This is a genomic window from Micrococcaceae bacterium Sec5.1, assembly GCA_039636795.1.
GTDB lineage: Bacteria > Actinomycetota > Actinomycetes > Actinomycetales > Micrococcaceae > Arthrobacter.
In genome coordinates, this window is record CP143430.1 from 2,415,525 (window position 1) to 2,437,402 (window position 21,878).

The 21,878-nt window shown below is 62.3% G+C and carries 15 protein-coding genes; 12 read left to right on the plus strand and 3 right to left on the minus strand.

Annotation, left to right across the window (positions count from 1 at the left end):
• Positions 1–262 precede the first annotated feature (262 nt).
• Both VUN82_11140 and VUN82_11145 read left to right on the plus strand, forming a co-directional pair.
• On the plus strand, positions 263–1,342 hold the full coding sequence (locus tag VUN82_11140) for a hypothetical protein (protein ID XAS74336.1): 1,080 nt from the start codon (positions 263–265) through the stop codon (positions 1,340–1,342).
• Between the two features lie 1,896 nt (positions 1,343–3,238).
• Positions 3,239–4,003: an SDR family NAD(P)-dependent oxidoreductase gene (locus VUN82_11145; GenBank protein ID XAS74337.1), complete on the plus strand. Its 765-nt coding sequence runs from the start codon at positions 3,239–3,241 to the stop codon at positions 4,001–4,003.
• A gap of 361 nt (positions 4,004–4,364) precedes the next feature.
• Here VUN82_11145 and VUN82_11150 read toward each other — a convergent pair whose 3' ends face one another.
• Complete coding sequence (locus VUN82_11150; GenBank protein ID XAS74338.1) at positions 4,365–4,739, minus strand: flavin reductase; 375 nt, start codon at positions 4,737–4,739, stop codon at positions 4,365–4,367.
• 95 nt (positions 4,740–4,834) lie between these two features.
• The gene (locus VUN82_11155) at positions 4,835–6,157 is read right to left on the minus strand and encodes an NtaA/DmoA family FMN-dependent monooxygenase (GenBank protein ID XAS74339.1); all 1,323 of its coding nucleotides are present in this window, start codon (positions 6,155–6,157) and stop codon (positions 4,835–4,837) included.
• A 190-nt stretch (positions 6,158–6,347) separates the two neighbouring features.
• On the opposite strand from VUN82_11155, the gene VUN82_11160 reads away from it, so the two are divergent.
• The gene (locus VUN82_11160) at positions 6,348–6,998 is read left to right on the plus strand and encodes a TetR family transcriptional regulator (protein ID XAS74340.1); all 651 of its coding nucleotides are present in this window, start codon (positions 6,348–6,350) and stop codon (positions 6,996–6,998) included.
• A 319-nt stretch (positions 6,999–7,317) separates the two neighbouring features.
• Here the strand turns inward: VUN82_11160 and VUN82_11165 are convergent, their stop codons facing one another.
• A complete protein-coding gene (locus tag VUN82_11165) occupies positions 7,318–9,048 on the minus strand; it encodes a CocE/NonD family hydrolase (protein ID XAS74341.1) in 1,731 nt (576 codons plus the stop codon).
• 582 nt (positions 9,049–9,630) lie between these two features.
• On the opposite strand from VUN82_11165, the gene VUN82_11170 reads away from it, so the two are divergent.
• The 9 genes from VUN82_11170 (at position 9,631) to VUN82_11210 (ending at position 21,492) form a co-directional block, all read left to right on the plus strand.
• Positions 9,631–10,554 carry an LLM class F420-dependent oxidoreductase gene (locus VUN82_11170; GenBank protein ID XAS74342.1) on the plus strand — a complete coding sequence of 308 codons (924 nt, stop codon included), beginning with the start codon at positions 9,631–9,633 and terminating at the stop codon, positions 10,552–10,554.
• A 212-nt stretch (positions 10,555–10,766) separates the two neighbouring features.
• Entirely contained in the window at positions 10,767–11,819 is a 1,053-nt protein-coding gene (gene fgd / locus VUN82_11175; protein ID XAS74343.1) for a glucose-6-phosphate dehydrogenase (coenzyme-F420), read from the plus strand.
• Positions 11,820–11,913: 94 nt separating this feature from the next.
• Positions 11,914–14,328 (plus strand): 7,8-didemethyl-8-hydroxy-5-deazariboflavin synthase CofG, encoded by a 2,415-nt coding sequence (gene cofG, locus VUN82_11180; GenBank protein ID XAS74344.1) that lies wholly within the window; start codon positions 11,914–11,916, stop codon positions 14,326–14,328.
• Entirely contained in the window at positions 14,325–14,816 is a 492-nt protein-coding gene (locus tag VUN82_11185) for a hypothetical protein (GenBank protein XAS74345.1), read from the plus strand. Before cofG ends, VUN82_11185 begins: the two co-directional genes overlap by 4 nt.
• Entirely contained in the window at positions 14,813–16,360 is a 1,548-nt protein-coding gene (locus VUN82_11190; GenBank protein ID XAS74346.1) for an NAD(P)/FAD-dependent oxidoreductase, read from the plus strand. The genes VUN82_11185 and VUN82_11190 overlap by 4 nt, the downstream gene beginning before the upstream one ends.
• Positions 16,353–16,949, plus strand: coding sequence for a 2-phospho-L-lactate guanylyltransferase (gene cofC / locus VUN82_11195; GenBank protein ID XAS74347.1), 597 nt, complete (start codon positions 16,353–16,355; stop codon positions 16,947–16,949). The genes VUN82_11190 and cofC overlap by 8 nt, the downstream gene beginning before the upstream one ends.
• 180 nt (positions 16,950–17,129) lie before the next feature.
• Positions 17,130–17,990: a coenzyme F420-0:L-glutamate ligase gene (cofE, locus tag VUN82_11200; GenBank protein XAS74348.1), complete on the plus strand. Its 861-nt coding sequence runs from the start codon at positions 17,130–17,132 to the stop codon at positions 17,988–17,990.
• Positions 17,987–19,000, plus strand: a complete 1,014-nt coding sequence (gene cofD / locus VUN82_11205) for a 2-phospho-L-lactate transferase (protein ID XAS74349.1) — start codon at positions 17,987–17,989, stop codon at positions 18,998–19,000. Before cofE ends, cofD begins: the two co-directional genes overlap by 4 nt.
• 341 nt (positions 19,001–19,341) lie before the next feature.
• The gene (locus VUN82_11210; GenBank protein ID XAS74350.1) at positions 19,342–21,492 is read left to right on the plus strand and encodes a glycogen debranching N-terminal domain-containing protein; all 2,151 of its coding nucleotides are present in this window, start codon (positions 19,342–19,344) and stop codon (positions 21,490–21,492) included.
• Positions 21,493–21,878 lie beyond the last annotated feature (386 nt).

The following is a 21,878-nucleotide window of genomic DNA, read 5'->3' on the forward strand; positions in this document are numbered from 1 at the left end:
CGTCGGCTTCAGCCCAAAGCTAAGGTGAGCGACCGAATCGCCGGCGGGACCAGGCAGTCGCGGAATCCTGCGTCCCCGAGAGCCCGAGCTGCGCGAAGGGGAAGGCCGACTGGAAGCCGTTACCTACGACCTGGGTTTCCGCCACTCCCGGACCCGCATGCCAGAATAAGGCTGAGGGCGCGGTGCTGGATTGCTTTTTGCTGACTGTGGCCTAGTGAGTGTCATCCTGTGATTTTTGACAGGACACCATAAAGTGGCTGGCATGAAGAGCCTGTTCACTATGAAAGTCGCCGAAGACAAAGCTGATAAGAGATTTGTGCTCATTCGAGACACTAAGGCCGGCGCTCCTGCCCGCCAACTCATGGACCTGATATTCAGCACGTACACTGACGAGGATAAGAGCTTCGTCCAGGAGTTTCAGTCCAAGGGATTCGATGCTCGTACGTGGGAGCTATCCCTGCATGCTTTTCTCAGTGAAGCTGACCTCGAACAGATGCCCACGAAGGGTCTGGTTGACTTTCTGGTCTGCGATGGGAGTGAAACAGTAGCCATCGAGGCCGTGACGTCCCAGCCAACGGGTGGGGTGTCCTTGGGGGAGGCTACGTCATCCATCGCGGGTCTTGCCCCCGAAAACATCAACGAAGGTATCGCCGAATTTGTGCATCAGTTTGGTAAGGCCCTGTGGGCGAAAGTGCAAAAGCGGAACGCGAAGGGCCAAGCATATTGGGAGCTCGATGCCATAGTTGGCCGGCCTTTTGTGGTGGCGGTGGAAGCGTTTCACGGTACAAGTTCCCTCTTCCACTCCTTTGGTTACGCCGGAGAATACCTTTTTGGCCGATCGGCTGCGGTGGCAATGACAAATGGAAAACTTGAGATTACTCCGATGATTCTCGACGTCCATGAGTGGAACAACAAGACCATACCCAGCGGAGTCTTCGACATGGATACCTATGCCCACGTAAGTGCGGTGATCTTCTCGAACAGCTCCTCAACAGCGCAGTTTGGTCGCATCGGCCTTCAGGAGAATCTAGGCACGGGTGGCGTCATGATCTTCAGGACAGGAACGTGCCTGCGGCACGATGAGAATGCGGACAAACCCAACCTGTTCGGATACGAAGTTGGCTCTGCGAAGGCGCCCACGGAGTACTTTTCCCAAGCAATTCACGTGTTCCACAACCCGAACGCCGCCATACCGCTTCCAGAAGGATTCTTTGGCAACGCTACCGAGCATTTCCGGTTAGATAGCGGACATATTTTGACAACCGTTCGGCAGGATTTTGTGCCCGTGAGCAGCGTAACGTCCATTATTCAAATAGCTGATATCCCCAAGACCAACGAATAGAGACGGCTCTGTGGGCGTCATACAGGTCGCAGAGGCCTCGTCTGTGCCGGCGCGGCCACACATGCACTGCGGTGTCGGAAGCCAGCTGGCCCTTTGTTCCCTTTCTGTGGATGTGGGGCCTTGTCGGATGGCAAAAGAGGGCCTGGAAATACTCCACGCTGTGCCCTTTGGACCGAGACGTACTTCACCGGACTGGTTCGGGTTCTGTACGTTGTGGGGAATTTCCCTGTGAGTAAGCAAGCACGCGCGTTGAGTCCACCTCATTCGGTGTTCGATCGAGCAAAAGAAGGAGTGTGGACAATGTCCACACCTCTCGGCCCGGACTGGCCAATAGAGTCGCCGGACTGCCCCCGATTCCGCATGTTTCCGCCACTTCCCAGTGTTTTCAAGGGTCGGAATCCCGTTCGAGTCCCACCTCGGGCACGGCATACCCCCTCGTCAGAGGGGGTTTTTGCTTTAACGTGTTGACAATTGTTGACACGAGTCTCTGATGTGTGGTGCCGGCTTGTTGCCTGGCCGCAGGTTGGCCTGTTCAGTTGTGGGGGAGCGGGTTCAGGGTCGTGGCGTGTGGGCCCTCCGCTGGCTCTCTACTGGGGCCATGGATTCCTCTCGCGGTGCGGCCGGGTAGGTCGTGGTTGGCCTACTCCCTCTTCATGGATGGGAGGTCTTGGCGCGACATGACTTCGGGGCATGGCGCCGAAACCACCGGACGTCGGCGCGTTCTTGACGTGAGGAAGCCGGGTTAGGCGCTGCTTTGTCAGGCCAAAAGGGGTGTGTACAGTGTGCACACTTAAGTCTGCTTTATTGCGACTATTGCCAATCATTGGCTTGTCCCTCCTTAGCCTGCATCTGCCCCTTCATTGCTTGGGAGTGGCCATTGCGACATGACAGCGACGCGCAAGCTCGCCATGGCCAGGGCTATTTCGGGGCGATAGTTATTTAGCTAGGGCCGACCGAGTGCTTCGGTTGGTTTCGTGCGTGCCGTCGAGTCGACGATACGAATGACAAGGCGAGTGGTCTCCCCACAGATTTATAGGCCGTAGCTCGGCCTCCGGAACACTACTGCCGACGCGATTGTCTGCTGAGCATGCGGAAGTCGAACAGTTTGCCGATATGGGCCCATATGTCGTAGCCTTCAGGAACGGGTCAGGGTGTCAGGTTGGGTTGTAAGAATTCCTTGAGCAACTGTCAGTGAATGAGAATCCGGACCCTATTCTGACAGCCCTTGGTCACCTGCCTGACGTCAGGTTGGGGTGTGCCCTATTCTCATGGGGGATCAGCTCACCGGTCTAAAGGGTAGTACCGCAGGGCTAATCCTTGGCTTCTGCTTATTCGGGTCACGGGCCGTCTCGTCCTGATCGAATTGGCATCCGCTACTAATCTGCTCATCCGAGCCTGTTCGTCGATGGCCACTTTCGCTTCGGTAAACCGCGAACAGCAATGAGCATGCTGACAATAGCTATGGCCCTGGGAGCCGTCGTCAGGAAAGGTGAGTCTCGACTTCGATTTCGATGAGCACGCCTTCGATCGCCAGACCGGTGATTCCCGCGATGGTTTGGGACGGATGGACGTTGGCTGCCTTGGACCTCTTCGATCGCCGCTTTGATAGTTTTTGTAGCCCTGGGTGTCAGGTGTAGATGGTCCGGTGAGCAACGTCCTGTCATGACGCGCCCATCGAAGCCAGTGGGTGTCTCGGTGGAACGCGGCGTCTGTAGCTTCGGATGTGGCACGGTTCTGCGCGTTCACACGTCCAGAAAATTACGATTCACCCACCTCACGGACAAGACTACTTTTGACTGTGCCTCAAGTCATAGCCTCAGTGCGGCACGCTCAGATTGCCTTGATAGACTTCGGATGAATACGACTCCAAGCGCGGTCCGGACATAAGGATCGATCGTGGCGTATGAGCTTGAAGGAACGGTTGCACTCATCACGGGCGCCAGTAGCGGGATCGGGGCGGCAACGGCAAGACGCCTTGCGAGGGAGGGCGCGCAGGTTGCGCTGGTGGCCAGGCCGGGTGAACGTCTTAAGCAGGTGGCGCAAATAATCACGAGTGAGGATGGCGCGCCCCAGGCAATTACTGCTGACATAACATCCCGCGCCGGCGCAGAATCTGCTGTCGAGCAGGCCGTTGACACGTACGGCCGACTGGATATCGTCGTCAACAACGCAGGGGCAATGCTTATCGGCCCGTTCGCAGAAGCACCGGAGGGTGAATGGGAACGAATGATCGATGTGAATGTGCTTGGTCTCCTGTATGTCTCGAAGGCCGCTTTGCCGCATTTGATTAAGGCGGCGGGCGAGGAACCGCGACGTACCTCGGATTTAGTCAACATCAGCTCCTCGGCAGGCCGGGTCGCCCTTGCAGGCGCCGCTGTGTACAACTTGACCAAGTTTGGCGTTAATGGTTTCAGCGAGGCACTGCGCCAGGAAATGCAGCCCCAGCGGGTACGGGTCAGTGTGATCGAACCGGGAAATGTTGACACAGAGCTTGCCTCGCATACCCGGGAGGAGTTGCAACCAGAAGTGCAGTCCCAAATATCTGCCATCGAAAGGCTCCAACCCGAGGACATTGCCGATGCCATCGCTTACGTGGTCACCCGCAAACGTCGAGTCGCTGTCAATGAAGTATTCGTGCGTGCTGCCGCCCACAGCTGGTAGGCAGATCCAGACCTGAACAAGGAAAATTAATGCGGCTCAAGCCCCGCACGTTTCACCAAGGTGCTTCGACTACGGCAAGCGGTTTGAGAATGGAAAGTTTGCGGCCACGAACATCAATGAAGGGGACCTGCTTGTGGTGTTCCGCGTGGTGCTCGCTGGCAGCGAGGGGCTATTTGGCACCGGCTGAAGATCGAAAGTCCCTGGCCCCGAATCCGGTACACCAGGTCCTGCGGGCACCGGCCAAACTGGCTTCCCCGCTCCCGAACGAACCACAGTAGCCGCATTCCTCGTGTCGGATCTGGCAGTAGAGGCAGTCGACGCGAGGACTGCGGCTTTCGCCTGTGAGATCCACCCAGAGGCTTCAGGACCGCAGGCGATGAGTTCGGCTGCTGAAAAACACCAGGGGTCGCTGATCTTCGTCTCGGTGCACGCTGAGCACCTCAAGCAGCATGAGCGTGCGTTCGGCGGCTTCCACAGCGGTGTGCGGCTCCACCACTAACCTCGCCAGGGCCCCGCGCACGAATGCCGACCCGTCGTCGACGTCTATCTCGATGCCGACGAAACGGGACCCGCCAGGGTCACGCAGCTCGTTGAGCACCCGTTCACTCTGCTCACCGAGGACACTGATTCGCAGCGCGGCGAGGTGCGCAGAACCGGCCAGGTGGTTGATGTGCGCGAAGGGGATCGAGTGCAGTGCCGGATCCAACGACACCGACACGAGCGAGTTCGCGGGCATTCCGAGGATCTGTCCGCGGACTTCCGCGGCCACGACCGACAGTCCGGTCGGGAAGCCCGCGAGCGCGCGTTGGCATGGCTCTGGTGTGGGCTGTGTTACGAGATCCGGGGGTCCAGTCCGTACTGGCGCTCAATGCCAAGGTGGTCACGAAGGGTTGTGCCCTCGTAGTCCTGGTGGAAGAGTCCGCGCTCCTGGAGGATCGGTACGACCTCGTCGACGAAGGTGTCGATGCCGTCCTTGTAGATATCGATCGATACCCAGAACCCGTCGACGGCGCCCGATTCGAACCACTCCTGCATGTGGTCTGCCGTGACGGATGCCGGCCCGATGGGCGTCGGGTGGTAGTCGATGACGCCGTGGGCGAGGATCTCGCGAATCGTCCAGCCCTGCTTCGCGACCTCGAGCGCGCGCGGCGCGCGCGGATCGAATGGGGTCGGATGTGCGACCGCGAGCTGCTCGGGCGCGATCGGGCGATCGATCTGGGCAGGCAGCAGCTCGATGCCGAGCATCTGGCCGAGGTAGGGGAGGCGGCTCGGAAATGTGTCGGAAGCGAGCTGCATCCGCCGATCGACGGCCTCGCGCACGGTGGGTGCAATTGCGGGCATGAGGCCGGCGAAGAACTTGATCTCGTCAGGGTTCCGCCCCATCCGCTCGGCGGCATCGCGGGCCGCCTGCCGCTGCGCGCGAGCGTCGTCCATCGAGAATGTGGAACCGATAACCCCGTTCGCGTAACGACCCGCGATGCCGAGCCCATTGGCACCTCCGCCGGCCTGGAAGATGACGGGCTGGCCCTGCTTCGACGGCGGGATCGGCAGCGGCCCACGTGAGGCAACATACTCGCCGCTGAGGTTGACCGGACCGATCTTCGACGGGTCTGCGAAGCGTCCCGTGCTCTTGTCGCCGATCCAGGCATCTTCTTGCCAGCTGCCCCATAGGGCCTGGACGATCTGAATCGTCTCGTGCGCCCGCTGGTATCGCTCGGGACGGCCGGCCACCTGTGCGCCGTAGTTCGCGGCGGCGGTCGGGTCGCTCGTCGTGGCGGGGTTCCACCCCACTCTGCCATGGCTGAGCACGTCCAGCGCCTTGAATTGGCGGGCGAGGTTGTACGGCTCCATGAATGTGGTGGATCCGGTGGACACCATCCCGATGCGTGAGGTGCCGTGCGCGACTGCCGCGAGGGTGATCATCGGGTCCAGCGTCATCTGCGGCGCCTCATGCGTCAAGTCAGTTGAGAGGGCCGGGGTGTCGGGGACGAAGAGGAACTGTAACTTGCCGCGCTCCGCGGCCTGGGCGAAGCGAACCATGGCGTCGAAGTTTGTGTAGTCGAAGGGGTCGACGTTGGGGGCGCGCCACGCTGAGACCTGCGCTCCGTACCCGTTACCGAACTGCATGCCGAGCAGCATCTTTCGCGTAGTCATAGGGACTTCTTTCTTTCTCTCAATCGGTGTCGGGCGTGGAGTCCGCGGCGACGAGGGCCGCGAGTGTGTGGTCCGTGAAGCCTGCTGGTGACGTTGCCGATGTTGGACTTAGGGTGATGGCGGATTGCTGAGCCGAGACACCAGTATATGACAGTCACTGCCACTTAGGCAGCGATGTACACTTTTAGACATGAATGAGCCTTCTCCAGTCGCCGCGGCGCCGCTGGGTCTTCGCGAGAGGCGCCGCCGGGAGACGCTACGTGAAGTGTCGGATGCCGCGCTGCAGTTGTTTGAACGCAACGGTTTTACGGAGACCACGGTCGATGACATCGCGGATGCGGCCGGAATCTCCCAGCGCACCTTCTTTCGGTACTACGCCACGAAGGAACAGGCCGTCTGCGTCAACGACGTAGGCTTGGGCGCCGTGATGGATGAGACGGTCGCGGTGATCCGCAGCGGCGCACCGGTCGTCGCGGCCCTCGAAGACGCGTGGATGCGACTGTTCGGTGAGTTCGACGCACGGCCCGAGGAGCACCGCCGGACGCTACGTGTACGACGTCTGGTGCAGAGCGAGCCCGCACTTCTGGCGCGAACGCTGGCCAATGAAGCCGAGCGCATCGACGAGTTGACAGATGCCGCCGTCGACGCCGCTGGCGCAAGCGCCGACGTGCTCACCGCCCGCGCGCTGGTGGCATTGGTCTCGACGACAACTCGCCTCGCGTTCGACGAATGGGCTCGCAGGGCCGAGATGGGGGCCGATGCCAGCGTGCGCGACATCTATCTGGAGTTGCGGCGCGGGCTCGGAACTTACGCCCGACACCTGACCGGCGAACTACTCTGAGCCTGTTCTGCCGTGAGGGCATAGGAGACTGCTGAACAACGTGGTTGTGGGCCGGCGGGACTTCATGCTCTCCCTCTGGCGGTGATCATAACGGAGCAATTCCGTACCCCTATGCGGGCAATGGGAGTCGGCGCGCCATACACCGTTCCACTGCCATTTTCGCCGCGACAGCACCGTTCCTCCTGTCGCCAGCTACCCCAACCCTGCATCCCACTAATTTGGACGGCCTTGTCCTTGGCGGGTGCGTGGGATTGTCCGCCCACGGATTCGTCCGCAGCGTTACCGAGCGGACCAGGAGCGGCCTGTGCTCCGGATGTTGTTAACGGGTGATGATGGGCAAGACGAGCCGGCTGGGGTGTTCGGGTCCGTGCATGATCCGGTTGGTCGCTACTATCGCCTGATCCACAGACTCCTGGGCGATAAAGCCTCCGGTGTTCGTATTCCGGTCGAAGCGGGGGAAGTTGCTGCTGGAAATATCGAGCCGGATGCGGTGACCGGGCAGGAAGACGTTGGAGGTCACCGCCATCGGTACGGTCACCTCGTACACCTCACCGGGGGTCAGGGGCGCGGGGTTCGACAGGTCGTTCCGGTAGCGCAGACGCAGGATGCCGTCGCAGAGGTTGATTGCGCGTCCGTCGGGAAAGACGTCAACGAGTTTGGCGGTGATATCCGTGTCCACGGCGCTTGAAGAGACGAACACCTTGAGCTCCACGTGCCCGGTCACTTCAATGGGCTCCTCGAGGACGGGTCCGGTGTAGCAAAGGACGTCGGATCGGCCATCCACAACCTTCTGGTCAACTGGTCCTACCAATCCCGGCACACTCGGAAGAAGGGCGCCACCGGCGGTGGGCAGTGGATCACGTGGATCGTACTGGAATTCGTCGTGGCCCGCCATCGAGGATGCGGCGGACTGGAGGGTGCCATCGCCGTGGCGGGTGTTGGCCGACCCGCCACTATGCAGGTGGTAATCCGTGTAGGACGTGTCGGGGAGCGGCCAATCCTGCTCATCACGCCATTGATCAATGCCCATGACGAAGATCCGCACCCTGGGCGCGGGGGACTCGGGTACGAGACCACGGAGTGTCTGGTTGAAGAAGGCGATGTGTGCCTCGGTGGCGTCTCCGACGCCAAGTGGGCCGAAGTGCCGATCTGCATACTGCCCGGTGAGCGGCCCGTGTTCCCATGGGCCGATAATCAGGCGGGAGTCCTCACGTGCCGTCTCCGACGCGCCCTGGGTGCGGACACGGACGAAGTCGGAGACCGTTCCGTTGATCTTGAGGTCGTACCAGCCGCCGGTGGCCAATATTGGGACGGTCGTCGAACTGACCAGGGGGGACCAGTCCTGGGCGGCCCAGTAGCCGTCGAAGTCGGGATGGGCCAGCCAATCGTCGAACCATCGCCCCTTCCCAATCACGGGCAAATCTGCAACCGGAGTGTCATCGTTGAGTGACAGCGGGTTCAGGAGTGAGCCGCCGAGCCGCATCAGTGTGGCGGGGTCGCTCGCCCTGCCGCTTGCCAGGTCCCGTTGTTCTTCGCCGGCATACATCAAGGCGTTCCACATGGTGTCAAGGCTCAAAGACAGGGCACCACCTTTTGAATACCAAAGTTCTGAGTACCAGTCGGTCGCTGCCATGGTGGGGGCGATGGCTTTCAGGCCGGGCGTTTCCTTGATCGCCAGGGCCCACTGGGTCATCCCCATGTACGAAGCCCCATACATGCCGATCGTGCCGTCTGACCATGCCTGCCGGGTGATCCAACCCACGGTGTCCTGACCATCAGCGATCTCGTTGATCTTGGGCTCGAACTCACCTTCCGAGCCAAAGGTGCCTCGCGCGTCCTGAAGGACGACTGCGTACCCCGCGTTCACCAGTCCGATCAGGCTGGGGTGTGGAGTTCCTGGCCCACCATACATCGTCGGCGTCTGCCTGTTGTACGGAGTTCGTACCAGAAGGGTCGGTGCGGTTCCCTCAAGCGGGCGCCAAATGTCAGCTGCCAGTGTGACTCCGTCCCGCATCGTCATCGTAACGTCGGGCTCATATATGTGCTTCATGAGTCTCTCCTTTGTGAACTCGAAGGGCCAGCTGTCCACGGATGCCAGCGCCGGGTCTTTTCAGGGGCGAACAAAGTGCTGCAGTACGCCTTCACTGCAGCGTTCAGGGTGAGATTGAGACACCCGAAGCTCGACTTTTGGGTACGATTCCATAGTACCTCTTAGCCAATAACCGTCGCCTCCGCGGGCATGCTCATGTCCTCTATTCTCGTGATCATCTGGCACTTGATACTCCCCACATAAAGGAGCCAGTTGGAGCAGGTGGCATTGCCCCTTGGCACTAGGGTCACGGAACGCTTGCCTCATAGACACTCACTCCGGCCCAAGCCGACGATTAAAGCCGCGAGACAATTTCACCGTTTTTGGATACGATACTGTAAATTTATGAATGCGATTCCAAAGTGTGTCGTACGGTCGATGGGGGCGCCAATATCGCTAGGCCCTTAGGACGCCCTGGACTCGGACTCCAATGAGCACGTGGACTCGGAACCCAGGTCATGCCTTACCCGCAAGCCGCGATAGCTCGAAGCAAGAATCCGCGGTTCCCTCATCGGAGCCGGTACCCCACAGGGAGAAGGTCGCATGAAGACTGGCATTAAGTTCTATAACACCGATGAGACGTTTCCGCCTCTGGACTTCGCTCGTATGGTCGAGGACAGTGGTTTGGAGTCGATCTGGCTTCCGGACCATTCTCACGTTCCAGTTAGTTCGCGGGTGCCCGATGAGGAAAAAGGCGCTTACGGCCTCGCTGACGACCAGGAGCGGCGTTTCGCCGGGTCGCATTCGCCCGGAGGCATGCCGCGTGAGTACTACCGCAACTACGATCAGCTGATGTCGCTCGCGATGATGGGTGCGGTGACCTCGACCCTGCTGTTGGGCACCGGCATCTGTTTGGTCGTGCAACGCGACCCAATCACGCTTGCCAAGGAGATCGCCACGATCGACCGTTTGACGGGCGGACGCTTCCTCTTCGGCGTCGGTGCAGGAGCGGCGTGGAACGCTGCTGAGCTTGAGAATCACGGCGTAAACCTCAAGACCCGCAACGGGCTCATGCTGGAACGCATCGAAGCCATGAAACAGATCTGGGGGCACGAAGAAGCGGAGTATCACGGGAAGCAAGTCGACTTCGATCCCATTTTCCAGTGGCCGAAACCCATCCAACAGCCGCATCCGCCCATTCTGATGGGCGGTATGGGTCCGATGGTGCTGGACCGAACACTGACTCACGCCGACGGCTGGATGCCTGGTCACAGTGAGGATACCTTCGACAGTCTCGGGGACCGGGTCACAGAGTTGCGCGAGCGGGCGGCGGCCCTGGGGAAGCCGGTGGAAGTCACTCTCAATATGGGGCGGCTCGACTTCGTAGAGCGATACCTTGAGCTCGGTCTGGATCGAGTCGTTTATTCGATTCCTGCGTCCTTGAATGAGAGTGAGACGCGAAAATTCGTGAGCGAGCTGGGAAAGATCGCTCAGGAGATCGACCACCGGTCCCCGGCGAGGGCGTGATCGACTGGCATGGCGCATGCAGGTTCTCGGGACTTCATTGTGCTTGAAGGCGGAGTCGAGTACCGGTACCGCGCAGGCGATGAATGGCTGAGCGAGCACGTGGGTGGGATCTGCCTTCCGCAACACCCTTCCCCAGGAAACGAAGCGAGTATCTTTCCTGTCGCAGGGTTCCCCGAAGTTGACAATTTGAATGCATGTAGCGAGGAGTCTAAATGAGCATCAGGATCGGCTACAAAGCCTCCGCAGAACAATTCGACCCGAGAACACTGGTCGAGTATTCGGTTCTTGCCGAGGACATCGGTCTGGATTCGGTTATGGTTTCGGACCATTTTCAGCCGTGGCGCCACGAGGGCGGGCATGCCCCGTTCGCGTTGGCCTGGATGGCCGCCGTCGGGGAACGTACCAGCCGGATTGTGATGGGTACCAGCGTGCTCACCCCCACATTCCGCTACAATCCAGCCGTCGTCGCGCAGGCCTTTGCTACCCTTGGCTGCCTGTATCCGGGCAGGGTCATCCTCGGCATGGGCACGGGTGAGGCACTGAACGAGGTCGCCGTTACAGGAGCCGAATGGCCGGCTTTTAAGGAACGCTTTGCCCGGGCACGGGAAGCAGTGGAGCTGATGAGGCGGCTGTGGACCGAGGACCGGGTCAATTTCAACGGTGAGTACTACCGCACGGTCAATGCGACCGTATATGACCGGCCCGCAAACCCAGTTCCGATCTATATCGCAGCCGGTGGCCCAGTGGTGGCCCGCTACGCCGGCGCGGCCGGCGATGGCTTCATCTGCACCAGCGGCAAGGGCATGGAGCTCTATACGGAGAAGCTGCTGCCGGCGGTATTCGAGGGTGCCGCGGCCGCCCGGCGGGATCCGACCGGGATAGAGAAGATGATTGAGATCAAGCTCTCCTTCGACACGGACTATGCCATGGCGCTGGAAAACACCCGGTTCTGGGCACCACTGTCACTTAGCCCGGAACAGAAAGCCGGCCTCGAGGATCCGGCGGCCATGGCCGCCGCCGCGGACGCGCTGCCCATCGAACAGGTGGCCAAACGCTGGATCGTCGCCTCGGACCCGGAGCAGGTCATGGGCCAGCTCATGCCCTATGTGGAGGCAGGGTTCAATCACCTGGTCTTCCACGCACCGGGCGATGACCAACAACGGTTCCTGTCCCAGTTCGCCGAACACCTCATGCCGCGGCTGCGGGCACTGGGCACCGGCGGCCCCGGCCGGTTGGCCGTTGCTGGAGATCGGGGGACCCTGTGAGCGGCGCTGGGCTGAACCTGCAGCACAGCCCCAGACCTGCAGGCTCCGTGTGCGAAACGCGAGATCCGCACTGCCATCGCTTTGAAGATCCGTCATGTCCGCACCTTCGGTTCTGAACTCTGCTTCCCTCGCTGAAGCTCTCGCCCGCCTTGAAGACACGGGTGAGACGGACCTCGCCGGAGCCACGGCGCTTTTTGGAGCTCGAGGCGACAATCTGGACCGGTTGCTGACTGTTGCGTCGCGGCTCCGCGACGAGGGCCTCGCTCGCGCTTCCCGCGAGGGCATCATCACGTACTCGAAGAAGGTGTTTCTCCCCGTCACGCAGCTTTGCCAGGACCGCTGCCACTACTGCGTCTTCGTCGAGACGCCGGGCGGGCTGCTAAAGAAAGGGATCCCAACGTACCTGCCGCCGGAAGAGATCCTTCGCATCGCTCGCGAGGGGGCATCGCTCGGCTGCAAGGAGGCGCTCTTCACACTCGGCGACCGCCCCGAGAACCGCTGGCCGGTTGCGCGGCAGTGGCTCGAGGACCACGGTTACGCCTCGACCCTCGACTACGTCGGTGCGATGGCCGAACTCGTGCTCACCGAGACCGGCCTTCTGCCGCATCTCAACCCCGGAGTCATGTCGTTCGCCGAGCTGCAGCGGCTCCGCCCGGTCGCCGCGTCGATGGGCATGATGCTCGAGACCACGGCCACGAGGCTTTGGAGCCAGCCCGGGGGAGTGCACTTCGGGTCCCCGGACAAGGATCCTGCTCTGCGGATGCGGGTGATAGACGACGCCGGCCGCTCCCGAATCCCGTTCACCACCGGGGTTCTTCTCGGGATCGGCGAGAACTACGCCGAGCGCGCCGAGGCTCTTTTCGCCATCCGGGCGTCGCACCAGCGGTACGGCCAGGTGCAGGAGACCATCGTCCAGAACTTCCGCGCGAAACCGCACACCGCGATGCAGAACGAGTCAGACCTCGCCCTCGAGGAGTACGCAGCCGCGGTCGCGGTCGCCCGGATTGTCATGGGGCCCGACCACAGCATCCAGGCGCCCCCGAACCTCAGCGAACTCCCTGAACTCCTGCTGCTGGTGCGCGCAGGCATCGACGACTGGGGCGGGGTCAGCCCGCTCACCCCCGACCATGTCAATCCCGAACGGCCCTGGCCCGAACTCCAGACGCTCGCCGAGCTGACGGCGCAGGCCGGATTCACCCTGCGCGAGCGGCTCACCGCACACCCGGCCTACCTGCAGGATCCAGAAACCTGGCTGGATGCGCGCGTCGCCCCCGCCGTTACGGCTCTCGCCGATCCTGTGTCCCTGCTCGCCGACGAGAGCGCGCGCGTGAGGCCTGCGGCCCTCGCAGCGTGGGGGCCGCGTTCCCGGTCCGCGGATCAAGCCGCGGCTGTTGTAGCCGACACTGCTCCTCTCGTTGGCCACGTCAGGGGCGACGGGAGGCCCCGCCGCGCCGATCGGACCGTGGTCTCCGCCCTCGCCAAAGCCTCGATTGACCCGGCCTCGCTGACAGACGCAGACTACTGCTCCCTCCTTACCGCCCGTGGTGAAGACCTCGACGCGGTAACGGCGCTGGCCGACGAGGTCCGCTCGGCAGCGGTCGGTGACACATTGACCTACATCGTCAACCGCAACCTGGACGCGTCGCTGTATAGAAACGGACTCACAGACGACATGGTCCGACGGCTCGTCGAGGAGGCCGTTACCCTGGGTGCAACCGAGATCTGCGTCCAGGGCCCCATCGACCCGGCACTGCCGGGCAAGGCCTACCTCGACCTCGCTGGGGCCATCCACGCAGCGGGGCCCGATCTGTCACTCCACGCCTACCGCCCCACGGAGGTGCTGGACGGCGCGTTTCGGATGGGCGTTAGTGTCCAGGTTTTCCTCGAAGGACTGCGTGAGGTCGGCGTGACGAGCGTTCCCGGTACCGGCGCCCGCATTTTGGACGACGCCGTGCGCGCGTTGCTGAGTGAGGGCACCGATCCGCCTGTCGACGAGTGGATTCGGCCACTGAAGGCCGCTCACCGGGCAGGTCTCCGATCGACAGCGACGATCGTCTACGGTCACGTCGAGACGCCAGCCCAAATCGTTGCTCACCTGCGTCGACTGACCCGAATACAGGACGAGACGGGCGGGTTCTCGGAGTTCATCGCCATGCCGTATGTGCCGTTCGACGTGCCCTCGCGAGTGCGCGCGGTGGCCGGTGAAGGTCCTGGCCTCGAAGCCTCGCGGGCGCTCCACGCGGTAGCGCGCCTGCTGCTTCATGGACGGATCGATCACGTGCAGGCCGCGTGGACAAAGCTCGGCTTCCACGGTGCCGAGGCCGTGCTCGCTGGGGGAGCGGATGACTTCGGGGGTCTGCTGCTCGACGGTGCGATCTGGCCGGAGGCCGGCCCGGAGGCGTACCGTGAGGCGACACGGGGAGACGTCCAGCGGATCGCGACCGTTCTTGGACGCGAGGCGCGGGAGCGTACGACGAGCTACGCACTGGTCCAAAGGGGCTTCGCATGATGCTGGTGAACTTCGGGACGGCCACGGGCCTTCGGGAGGTCGTGACGGGAGTCGCAAGGCTGCCCGGAGGATCTCTTGAGCCGGTGGTGATCGCCGCGGGTCCGGCCGGCCTGGATCCGGACCTCGACGCCGCGCTGCCGCTATTGACGCGGCGGCGTCAGGTCTTCGTGACGGGCGCGGATGTCTGGCCAGGCGAGCTGCCGGACCGCTTCGCGCTCATCATCGTGTCGGGCTGCGACACCCCCCTGGCTGCTGACGCGAGGGTCACTGCCCTGATCGTGCTGGGCTCCACTGCACCGGTACAGGACGTGGCTTGCCCTATCCTCGTCATTGCCCCGGCGAGATTGCCCGCTGCTGGTCCGGCGTCCACGGACGTGCGCTTCGCCGAAGTGGGGCATGCCGCAGAGCAGGCGCATCTCATCGACGCGTTCCTTCGCGAACCGCGGCGATACCCGGCCGGCAGCAAGATACAGCGAGCCCGGCCGTGACAGAGGCCCACGACTCTCAGATCTTCCATGCGGAAGCAGTCGATGCCGACACTGTCCGCCCGAAAGCCGCCGTCCCCGAGCCCTTTGACACGGTCATCATTGGTGCGGGTTTTGCTGGACTCGGTGCTGCAATCCAGCTCGCGCGCTCGGGCGAGCGGTCGTTCGTCGTCGTAGAACGCGGTGCCGACGTCGGCGGCACCTGGCGCGACAACGTCTACCCGGGCGTGGCCTGCGACATCCCCTCGCAGCTCTACTCGTTCTCGTTCCGGCCACGCGCCGACTGGAGCCGCTTCTACGCTCCCGGCGCTGAGATCCTCGACTACTTGCAGGAGGCCGCCCGGGACGAGGGCATCCTCCCACACCTCCGCTTCTCATCAGAAGTGCTCGCGCTCGACTGGGACCACACCAGCATGACTTGGACGGTGGTCACTAAGCGCGACACCTACCGCTGCCGCTGGGTAGTCCTGGCGACGGGCCGGCTCTCCGAGAAGCGGATACCCAACGTGCCTGGACTCGAATCGTTTGCGGGCCCCGTATTCCACTCGTCCGACTGGCCTCACGATCTCGACCTGGCGGGCAAGCGAGTCGGGCTCGTCGGAAGCGGCGCGTCCGCTGTGCAGATCCTGCCGCGCATGGCTGCGGTGGCCGACGAGATCGTTCTCTTTCAGCGGAGCGCCGCGTACATCATTCCCCGTGACGACCGCGCCTACACCGAAGCGGAGAAGGCCACCTGGCGGGAGGAACCTGGCTCCCTGGCCACACTTCGCACTCGAATGTTCTGGGACGCCGAAGCAGGTTTCGCGGCAAGGATCGGCGCCACTGGCCCCCTCACTGCACTCCGCGACCGAGCGCTACGGCACCTTGAGGCTCAAATCCCCGACCCAGCCCTCCGCCGGGCACTGACACCAGACTACGAGGCCGGTTGCAAGCGCGTGCTGCTATCAGACGATTACTACCCGGCCCTGATGCACAAGTGGGTACGCCTGGAGCAGTCGGCGTTCACCGCCGTCGAGGGCGGCCGGGTCACGGCCGCCTCGGGAGCGGCATATGAGCTTGACGCGCTCATCCTGGCTACCGGCTTCCACTCGACCCGGCCGCCCATCGCGCGAAGGATTCGAGGCCGCGACGGCCACACCCTCGACGCCGCCTGGTCCAAAGGAATGGTGGCGCACAACTCCACCACGGTGGCTGGTTTCCCGAATCTCTTCGTCATCGACGGCCCCAACGCCAGCCTCGGCCACAACTCGGCCGTGCACATGATCGAGTCGCAAATCGCCTATGTTCTTGAGGCCCTTTGGTACCTGCGCAGCCGCGACGTGCCAGCCTTCGAAGTCCGGCCAGAGCGACAGGCGGCCTACGTCGCCGAAATCGACCGCATGGCCGAGGCCACGGTTTGGCTAACCGGCGGCTGTCGCAGCTGGTACGTCGACGAGCGGAGCCGACGCCTGACCCTCCTGTGGCCGGACACCGCATCGGCGTTCCGAGAGCGGCTGGCCCGGTTCGACCCGGCGGACTACGACGCCGGGGTGATGGCGCATGACTGACGCCTGGACCATTGTCGTGCCGGTCAAGGGCACCGCGGCCGCGAAGTCGCGTCTGGGTGCTGATTCCGGCCTTGCACAGGCGATCGCCCTCGACACTGTGGCGGCCGCGCTGCCGGTAGGCCGCGTTGTCGTCATCACCAGCCCCGCCGCTACCGCTGATTTCCGCGCCCTCGGGGCCGAGACCGTGCAGGATCCAGGGCAGGGGCTGTCCGCAGCCGTGCTCCAAGGCATTGAGGCAGCGGGCCCTGGCCGAGTCGCCGTGCTTCAGGGCGACCTGCCGGCCCTTACCTCAGCTGAACTCAAGGCCGTCCTGTCGCTCGCTTCAGGCGCCGAGCTGGCGTTCGTCGCAGACGCCGCGGGCACCGGTACAACGCTGATCACCGCCCTCGACGCAACGCGACATCGCCCCGCGTTCGGCGAAGGCTCACGTGTTGCGCACGGCGCAGCGGGGTACGTCGAGATCCATGTCGACAAGACGTCGGGACTACGGTGCGACGTCGACACATGGACGGACCTCGAGCGGCTTGAGGGACGGCTGGGCCGACGGACCGCGCAGGCTTTGGCGACGATCAGGAAGTCTGCGCGTTGAGCAAGTAGCGGACAAGACCCTCCGCACGACACGAAAGGCCCTTAATAATGACCCTGCCCACTCATCAATGCCACGTGCTCGACCAAGTATCGTCCTACGGCGCGTCGGAAGGGATAATTCGAAGAGTACCGGAAGACGCTACGCTTGGGAGTATCAGGGACTGTTTCTGATGGGACTGGGATGAATCAAAATAATCTTGAGCTAATTGGAACGCCCAAGCCAGCGGACCCGCCACAGCGGTTTGCCGTCGTCGGGATCGACGGAATCGGTGAGATTGTCGCCGGCGATGACCTCTTGGTGCTCGTTGGAAACGCCATCGAAGATGAGATTTCCGCGGGCGATATCGTTGTAGTGACCAGCAAAATAGTTTCAAAGGCTGAAGGACGTTCTTTGCAGGCCGACAGCCGCGAAGATGCCATCACGGCCGAAACAGTACGACTGGTCGCCAGCAAAACACATCCCGGCGGTGTAACCCGAATTGTTCAGAACAAGTTGGGATTGGTGCTCGCCGCCGCCGGTGTTGATGCGAGCAACACTCCTGCCGGCACGGTGCTGCTTCTGCCCGAGGATCCGGATGCTTCAGCGCAGGCACTGTGCGCCGGGTGGCGCCAGCGTTTCGGCTTCGACTTAGCGGTGCTCATTACTGACACGCTGGGCCGCCCTTGGCGCCTGGGGCAGACAGATCAGGCTATCGGTGCCGCGGGAATGGCAGTAGCCCATGATTTACGTGGCACACGGGACCATTTCGACAGGCCGATGGATGCAACCATCACTGCGGTCGCGGATGAAATAGCAGGTGCAGCGAATCTGGTGCTCGGCAAAACCTCACGCAGGCCGGTCGCCGTGGTCCATGGCCTGGGCCACCTCATTCGGCCGATTCAGGAGCCCGGAGCCAGGACCCTGATTCGCTCTGCAGAAGATGACTTGTTCCGTCTGGGATCGGCCGAAGCACATCTGGAAGGATTCCAAGAGGGCTTCGCGGCAGGACAACGGTTCCGCGCTGAATCCTTCAGCATCACAGACGGCGGTGCTACCGCATGAGGGTCACGGTGCTTGCCGGTGGTGTGGGTGGGGCGCGTTTCCTGCTGGGGCTGCGCCACCACCTACGTCAGGTATTGCCGGATGGTGCCGGGGGAACGACGGCGGAAATCACCGCGGTAGTCAACACGGGTGATGACATGTGGCTGACTGGGCTGCGCGTCTGTCCCGATCTGGACTCTGTGATGTATGCCCTCGCCGGTGTCAATGATGAAGCGAGGGGCTGGGGCCGGGCCGGTGAAACGGAGCGCGTCAGTGCCGAGCTGACAGCTTATGGTGTGGGCTGGCCATGGTTCACTCTCGGCGATCTGGACCTCGGCACGCACATCACCCGCTCGCATCTGCTGCGGACCGGGCTGCCGTTGAGCCAGGTCACCGGGCGCCTGGCCTCCCGGTGGGACCTCGGGATGGAGTTGCTGCCCATGAGCGATGAGGAAGTGGAAACCCAGGTCGTGTTGAATGGTCCCAGCGCTGATCTGCCGGAGATTGTGCACTTCGAGGAATGGTGGGTCCGGCATCGTGCCCAGCGTCCGGCCCGGGAGTTTCTCCAGGCCGGGCTCTCCAAGGCCGTTCCGGCTCCGGGCGTCTTGGCGGCGATTTCCGGTGCCGATGTCGTCGTACTGGCGCCGTCAAATCCCGTGGTATCCATCGGCACAATCTTGAATGTCCCTGGCATTCGGCAGGCAATCCAGACGACGGCGGCCCCGGTCGTGGGGATCTCGCCCATTATCTCTGGTGCGGCCGTCCGGGGCATGGCGGACGCCTGCCTGGCTGCGATCGGCGTCAGGACTGGTGCTGATGCGGTGGCGTTGCATTATGGTGCGCGGTCCTCCGGTGGGATCCTGGATGCCTGGCTGATTGACAGCACTGATGCGGGGCTGTCTGGTTCCATAGCCGGTGCGGGGGTCCGGCCCGTTGTTGTGCCCCTGTGGATGAACGACGTCAAGACCAGCGCGGATCTTGCCGCAGCGGCCTTGGAAGCTGCTTCGGCAGGGGCAATGCCAGACTCCTAGACCGCCGGCAGCATCCTCGACGTCCGCAGGGTGTCGTGGTCCAGGAGCGATCGCTACGGCAACGCTCATAGCCTCCGTCCCAATGCAGGCCGACCCTTGGTTGCTGTTGCGATTCAACCGGGGGTAGGTCATTGCTGGACAGGATGGGCAAGACGATGCATTTCCCGGTTTTTGGATGCTTTGGGGTTCGGGAAGCGATTTTGTCCGGGGCTTCGCGCTGCGAATGCCGGTGGAAATAGCGGCTTCTATCTGGCGTGCTGGTGTCGATTGGCCCAAGGGCGTAGCGTCTTATCAGATAGGGGTTCGCAGGGAATCCGTTGTTATCCGGAGAAGGGTCCGTGATGGCTGGGTGGAATGCTGACACTGCTGCAGGGCCGTCCGGGCCGGGTTCGGTCACCCTGGTGGAAGGCGCATCGTTCTGTATCTCCGCGGCAAACGGCGACATTCAACCCCAGTTTCCACACGGGGTTTTCGTCGAGGACACGCGAATCCTTTCCTCTTGGCGTGTGCTCATCAACGGCGCCCCGCTGGAGCCACTGGGGGCGAAGACGAAGGAACCGTACCGTGCTTTGTTTATCGGGCGTGTCCCACGCCCAGATGGATACGCGGATAGCCCCCTGATCGTCGAACGTCTCCGCGAGGTTGGTGCCGGCATTCTGGAACGGATTACTGTCCGAAACTACTCGCCGTCCAGCGCTGAATGTGCTCTGACTCTTCACGTGGAGGCGGACTTCGCGGATCTCTTCGAGGTGAAAGAGGCCCGAATCCAGCGGCGCTGGGAAGAGTCCCGTGACGTATCGGGCGACTCGCTAATCATCAGGGCGGTCTGGCAGGACGTTCAGAAGGGTGTTGTGGTGGCGGCCGACGGGGCCGACATAACCCCCGAGGGGCTTGCCTACCGATTCAGTGTTCCCGCGCATGAACAGTGGAGTACTGTGTTAAGCGTCACGGCCTTCGCCGGCGGAACCCCCTCCGCCGCACGCTTTATTCGGGCCGATGAAGGCGAAATGTCTCCTCGTGACCGGCGCCGCCAGGAGTGGGTATCCAAGATCCCTGTACTACACATCAGCAACGCGTCAATCGAACGCACGCTCCGGCGCAGCTACGACGACCTCGGCGCTCTGCGCATTCAGGATCCTGACCACCCCAACAGGATCGTAGTGGCTGCTGGTGCCCCCTGGTTCATGACTTTATTTGGCCGGGACTCGCTTTGGGCGTCCCTTATGGCACTGCCCGTTGATCCCTCCCTGGCCTTCGGCACCATCCAGACTTTGGCCGACCGTCAGGGGCACGTGACGGATGAAATGAGCGAAGAGGAGCCGGGCAAAATCCTCCACGAGGTCAGATTTGGCGTATCCAGTGGGCTGGCATTGGGCGGGAAACCCAGCTACTTCGGCAGCGTTGATGCCACGCCGCTTTTTGTGGCACTGTTCGGCGAGGTCAGCCGCTGGGGATTCGCATCAGAAACCATTGCGGACCTTCTGCCACATGTCGACCGGGCGCTGGACTGGATCCGCCACTACGGGGACAAGGACGGCGACGGTTTTATCGAATATTCACGGCTCAATGATCACGGCCTGATCAATCAGGGATGGAAGGACTCGTGGGACGGCATCAACTTCGCCGATGGGAATATAGCTCAGCCACCTATCGCTTTATGCGAGGTGCAGGCCTACGTCTACGGCGCTTATCTGGGCCGGTCGTGGATAGCTCACGAAGCCGGTGACTTGGAGCTTGCGGCCGAGTATCGGGAGCTCGGGGCGCGGTTGAAGAAGCAGTTCAACGAACAGTTTTGGCTGCCTCACCGTGGTTACTACGCCGTCGCCCTGGACGGCGACAAGCGGCCGGTCGACGCCTGTGCTTCCAACATGGGTCAATGCCTTATGTTTGGGATCGTTGACAACGACAAGGCTGCGCTGGTGGCTGACCAGTTGATGTCCCCTGAGATGTTCAGTGGCTGGGGTGTGAGAACGTTGGCCAGCAACATGGGCGCATACAACCCTGCCAGCTACCACAATGGATCAGTTTGGCCCCACGACAACGCGATTATCGCAACAGGACTCCTGCGTTACGGCTTTATCGAGCAGGCGCAGAGGATCGCGACAGCGCTGTTTGAAGCGGCAGAGTACTCCGAGGGGCGGTTGCCCGAATTGTTCTGCGGCTTCGGCCGCGATCAATTTGACGAACCCCTCCCTTACCCCACAGCATGCTCCCCGCAGGCATGGGCGGCAACCACGCCAATCCAACTGATCAAGAGCTTGATGGGTTACCACGTCGACGTTTTGCAAGGCGGAGTTTGGTTGGATCCCGTGCTCCCGAAATCGTATGGCGACCTCCACCTCACCAACGCCCCCCTGGCAAATGGCAGGATCACAATTGATATCTCCGATTCGACCGCAGCCGTTGAGGGACTGCCGGAAGGAATAGTGTTCCACCGCGGAATCCGGCCCCGGGTGACCGACTTGGTGGAGAACGTCAAAGGCCAGCGGTGATCGGACTTGGCAGGTCATGCCTTCGGAGGAACCCCCCTGGTCCTGAATGGCGCCCGTAGGTAGAGCCTCCACGACGTCCGGCTTCGCCCCATGGAATTTAGGAAAAAATCGGCCATTCAATTGGCAGGCCGAGTTGACCCGTGTACAGCAGGTTGCCGATTACACCGGTGCCACGCTCCCCGGCGATAGTGACAGTCTCCAAGCGGCCCCATTGGTAACGTCGACGATCGCTACGAGCTCACCAGGCATAACTTCAATAGAGATTGCCCTGACTGGTTTGACAACGCCGCGGCGTCGCGTTGCTTGGCGGACAGACGGTGAGGTGCCGTATACGTTGCGATATTCAATGATCCGGGTGATCATCCCGCACCTCACCGCTGGGATCG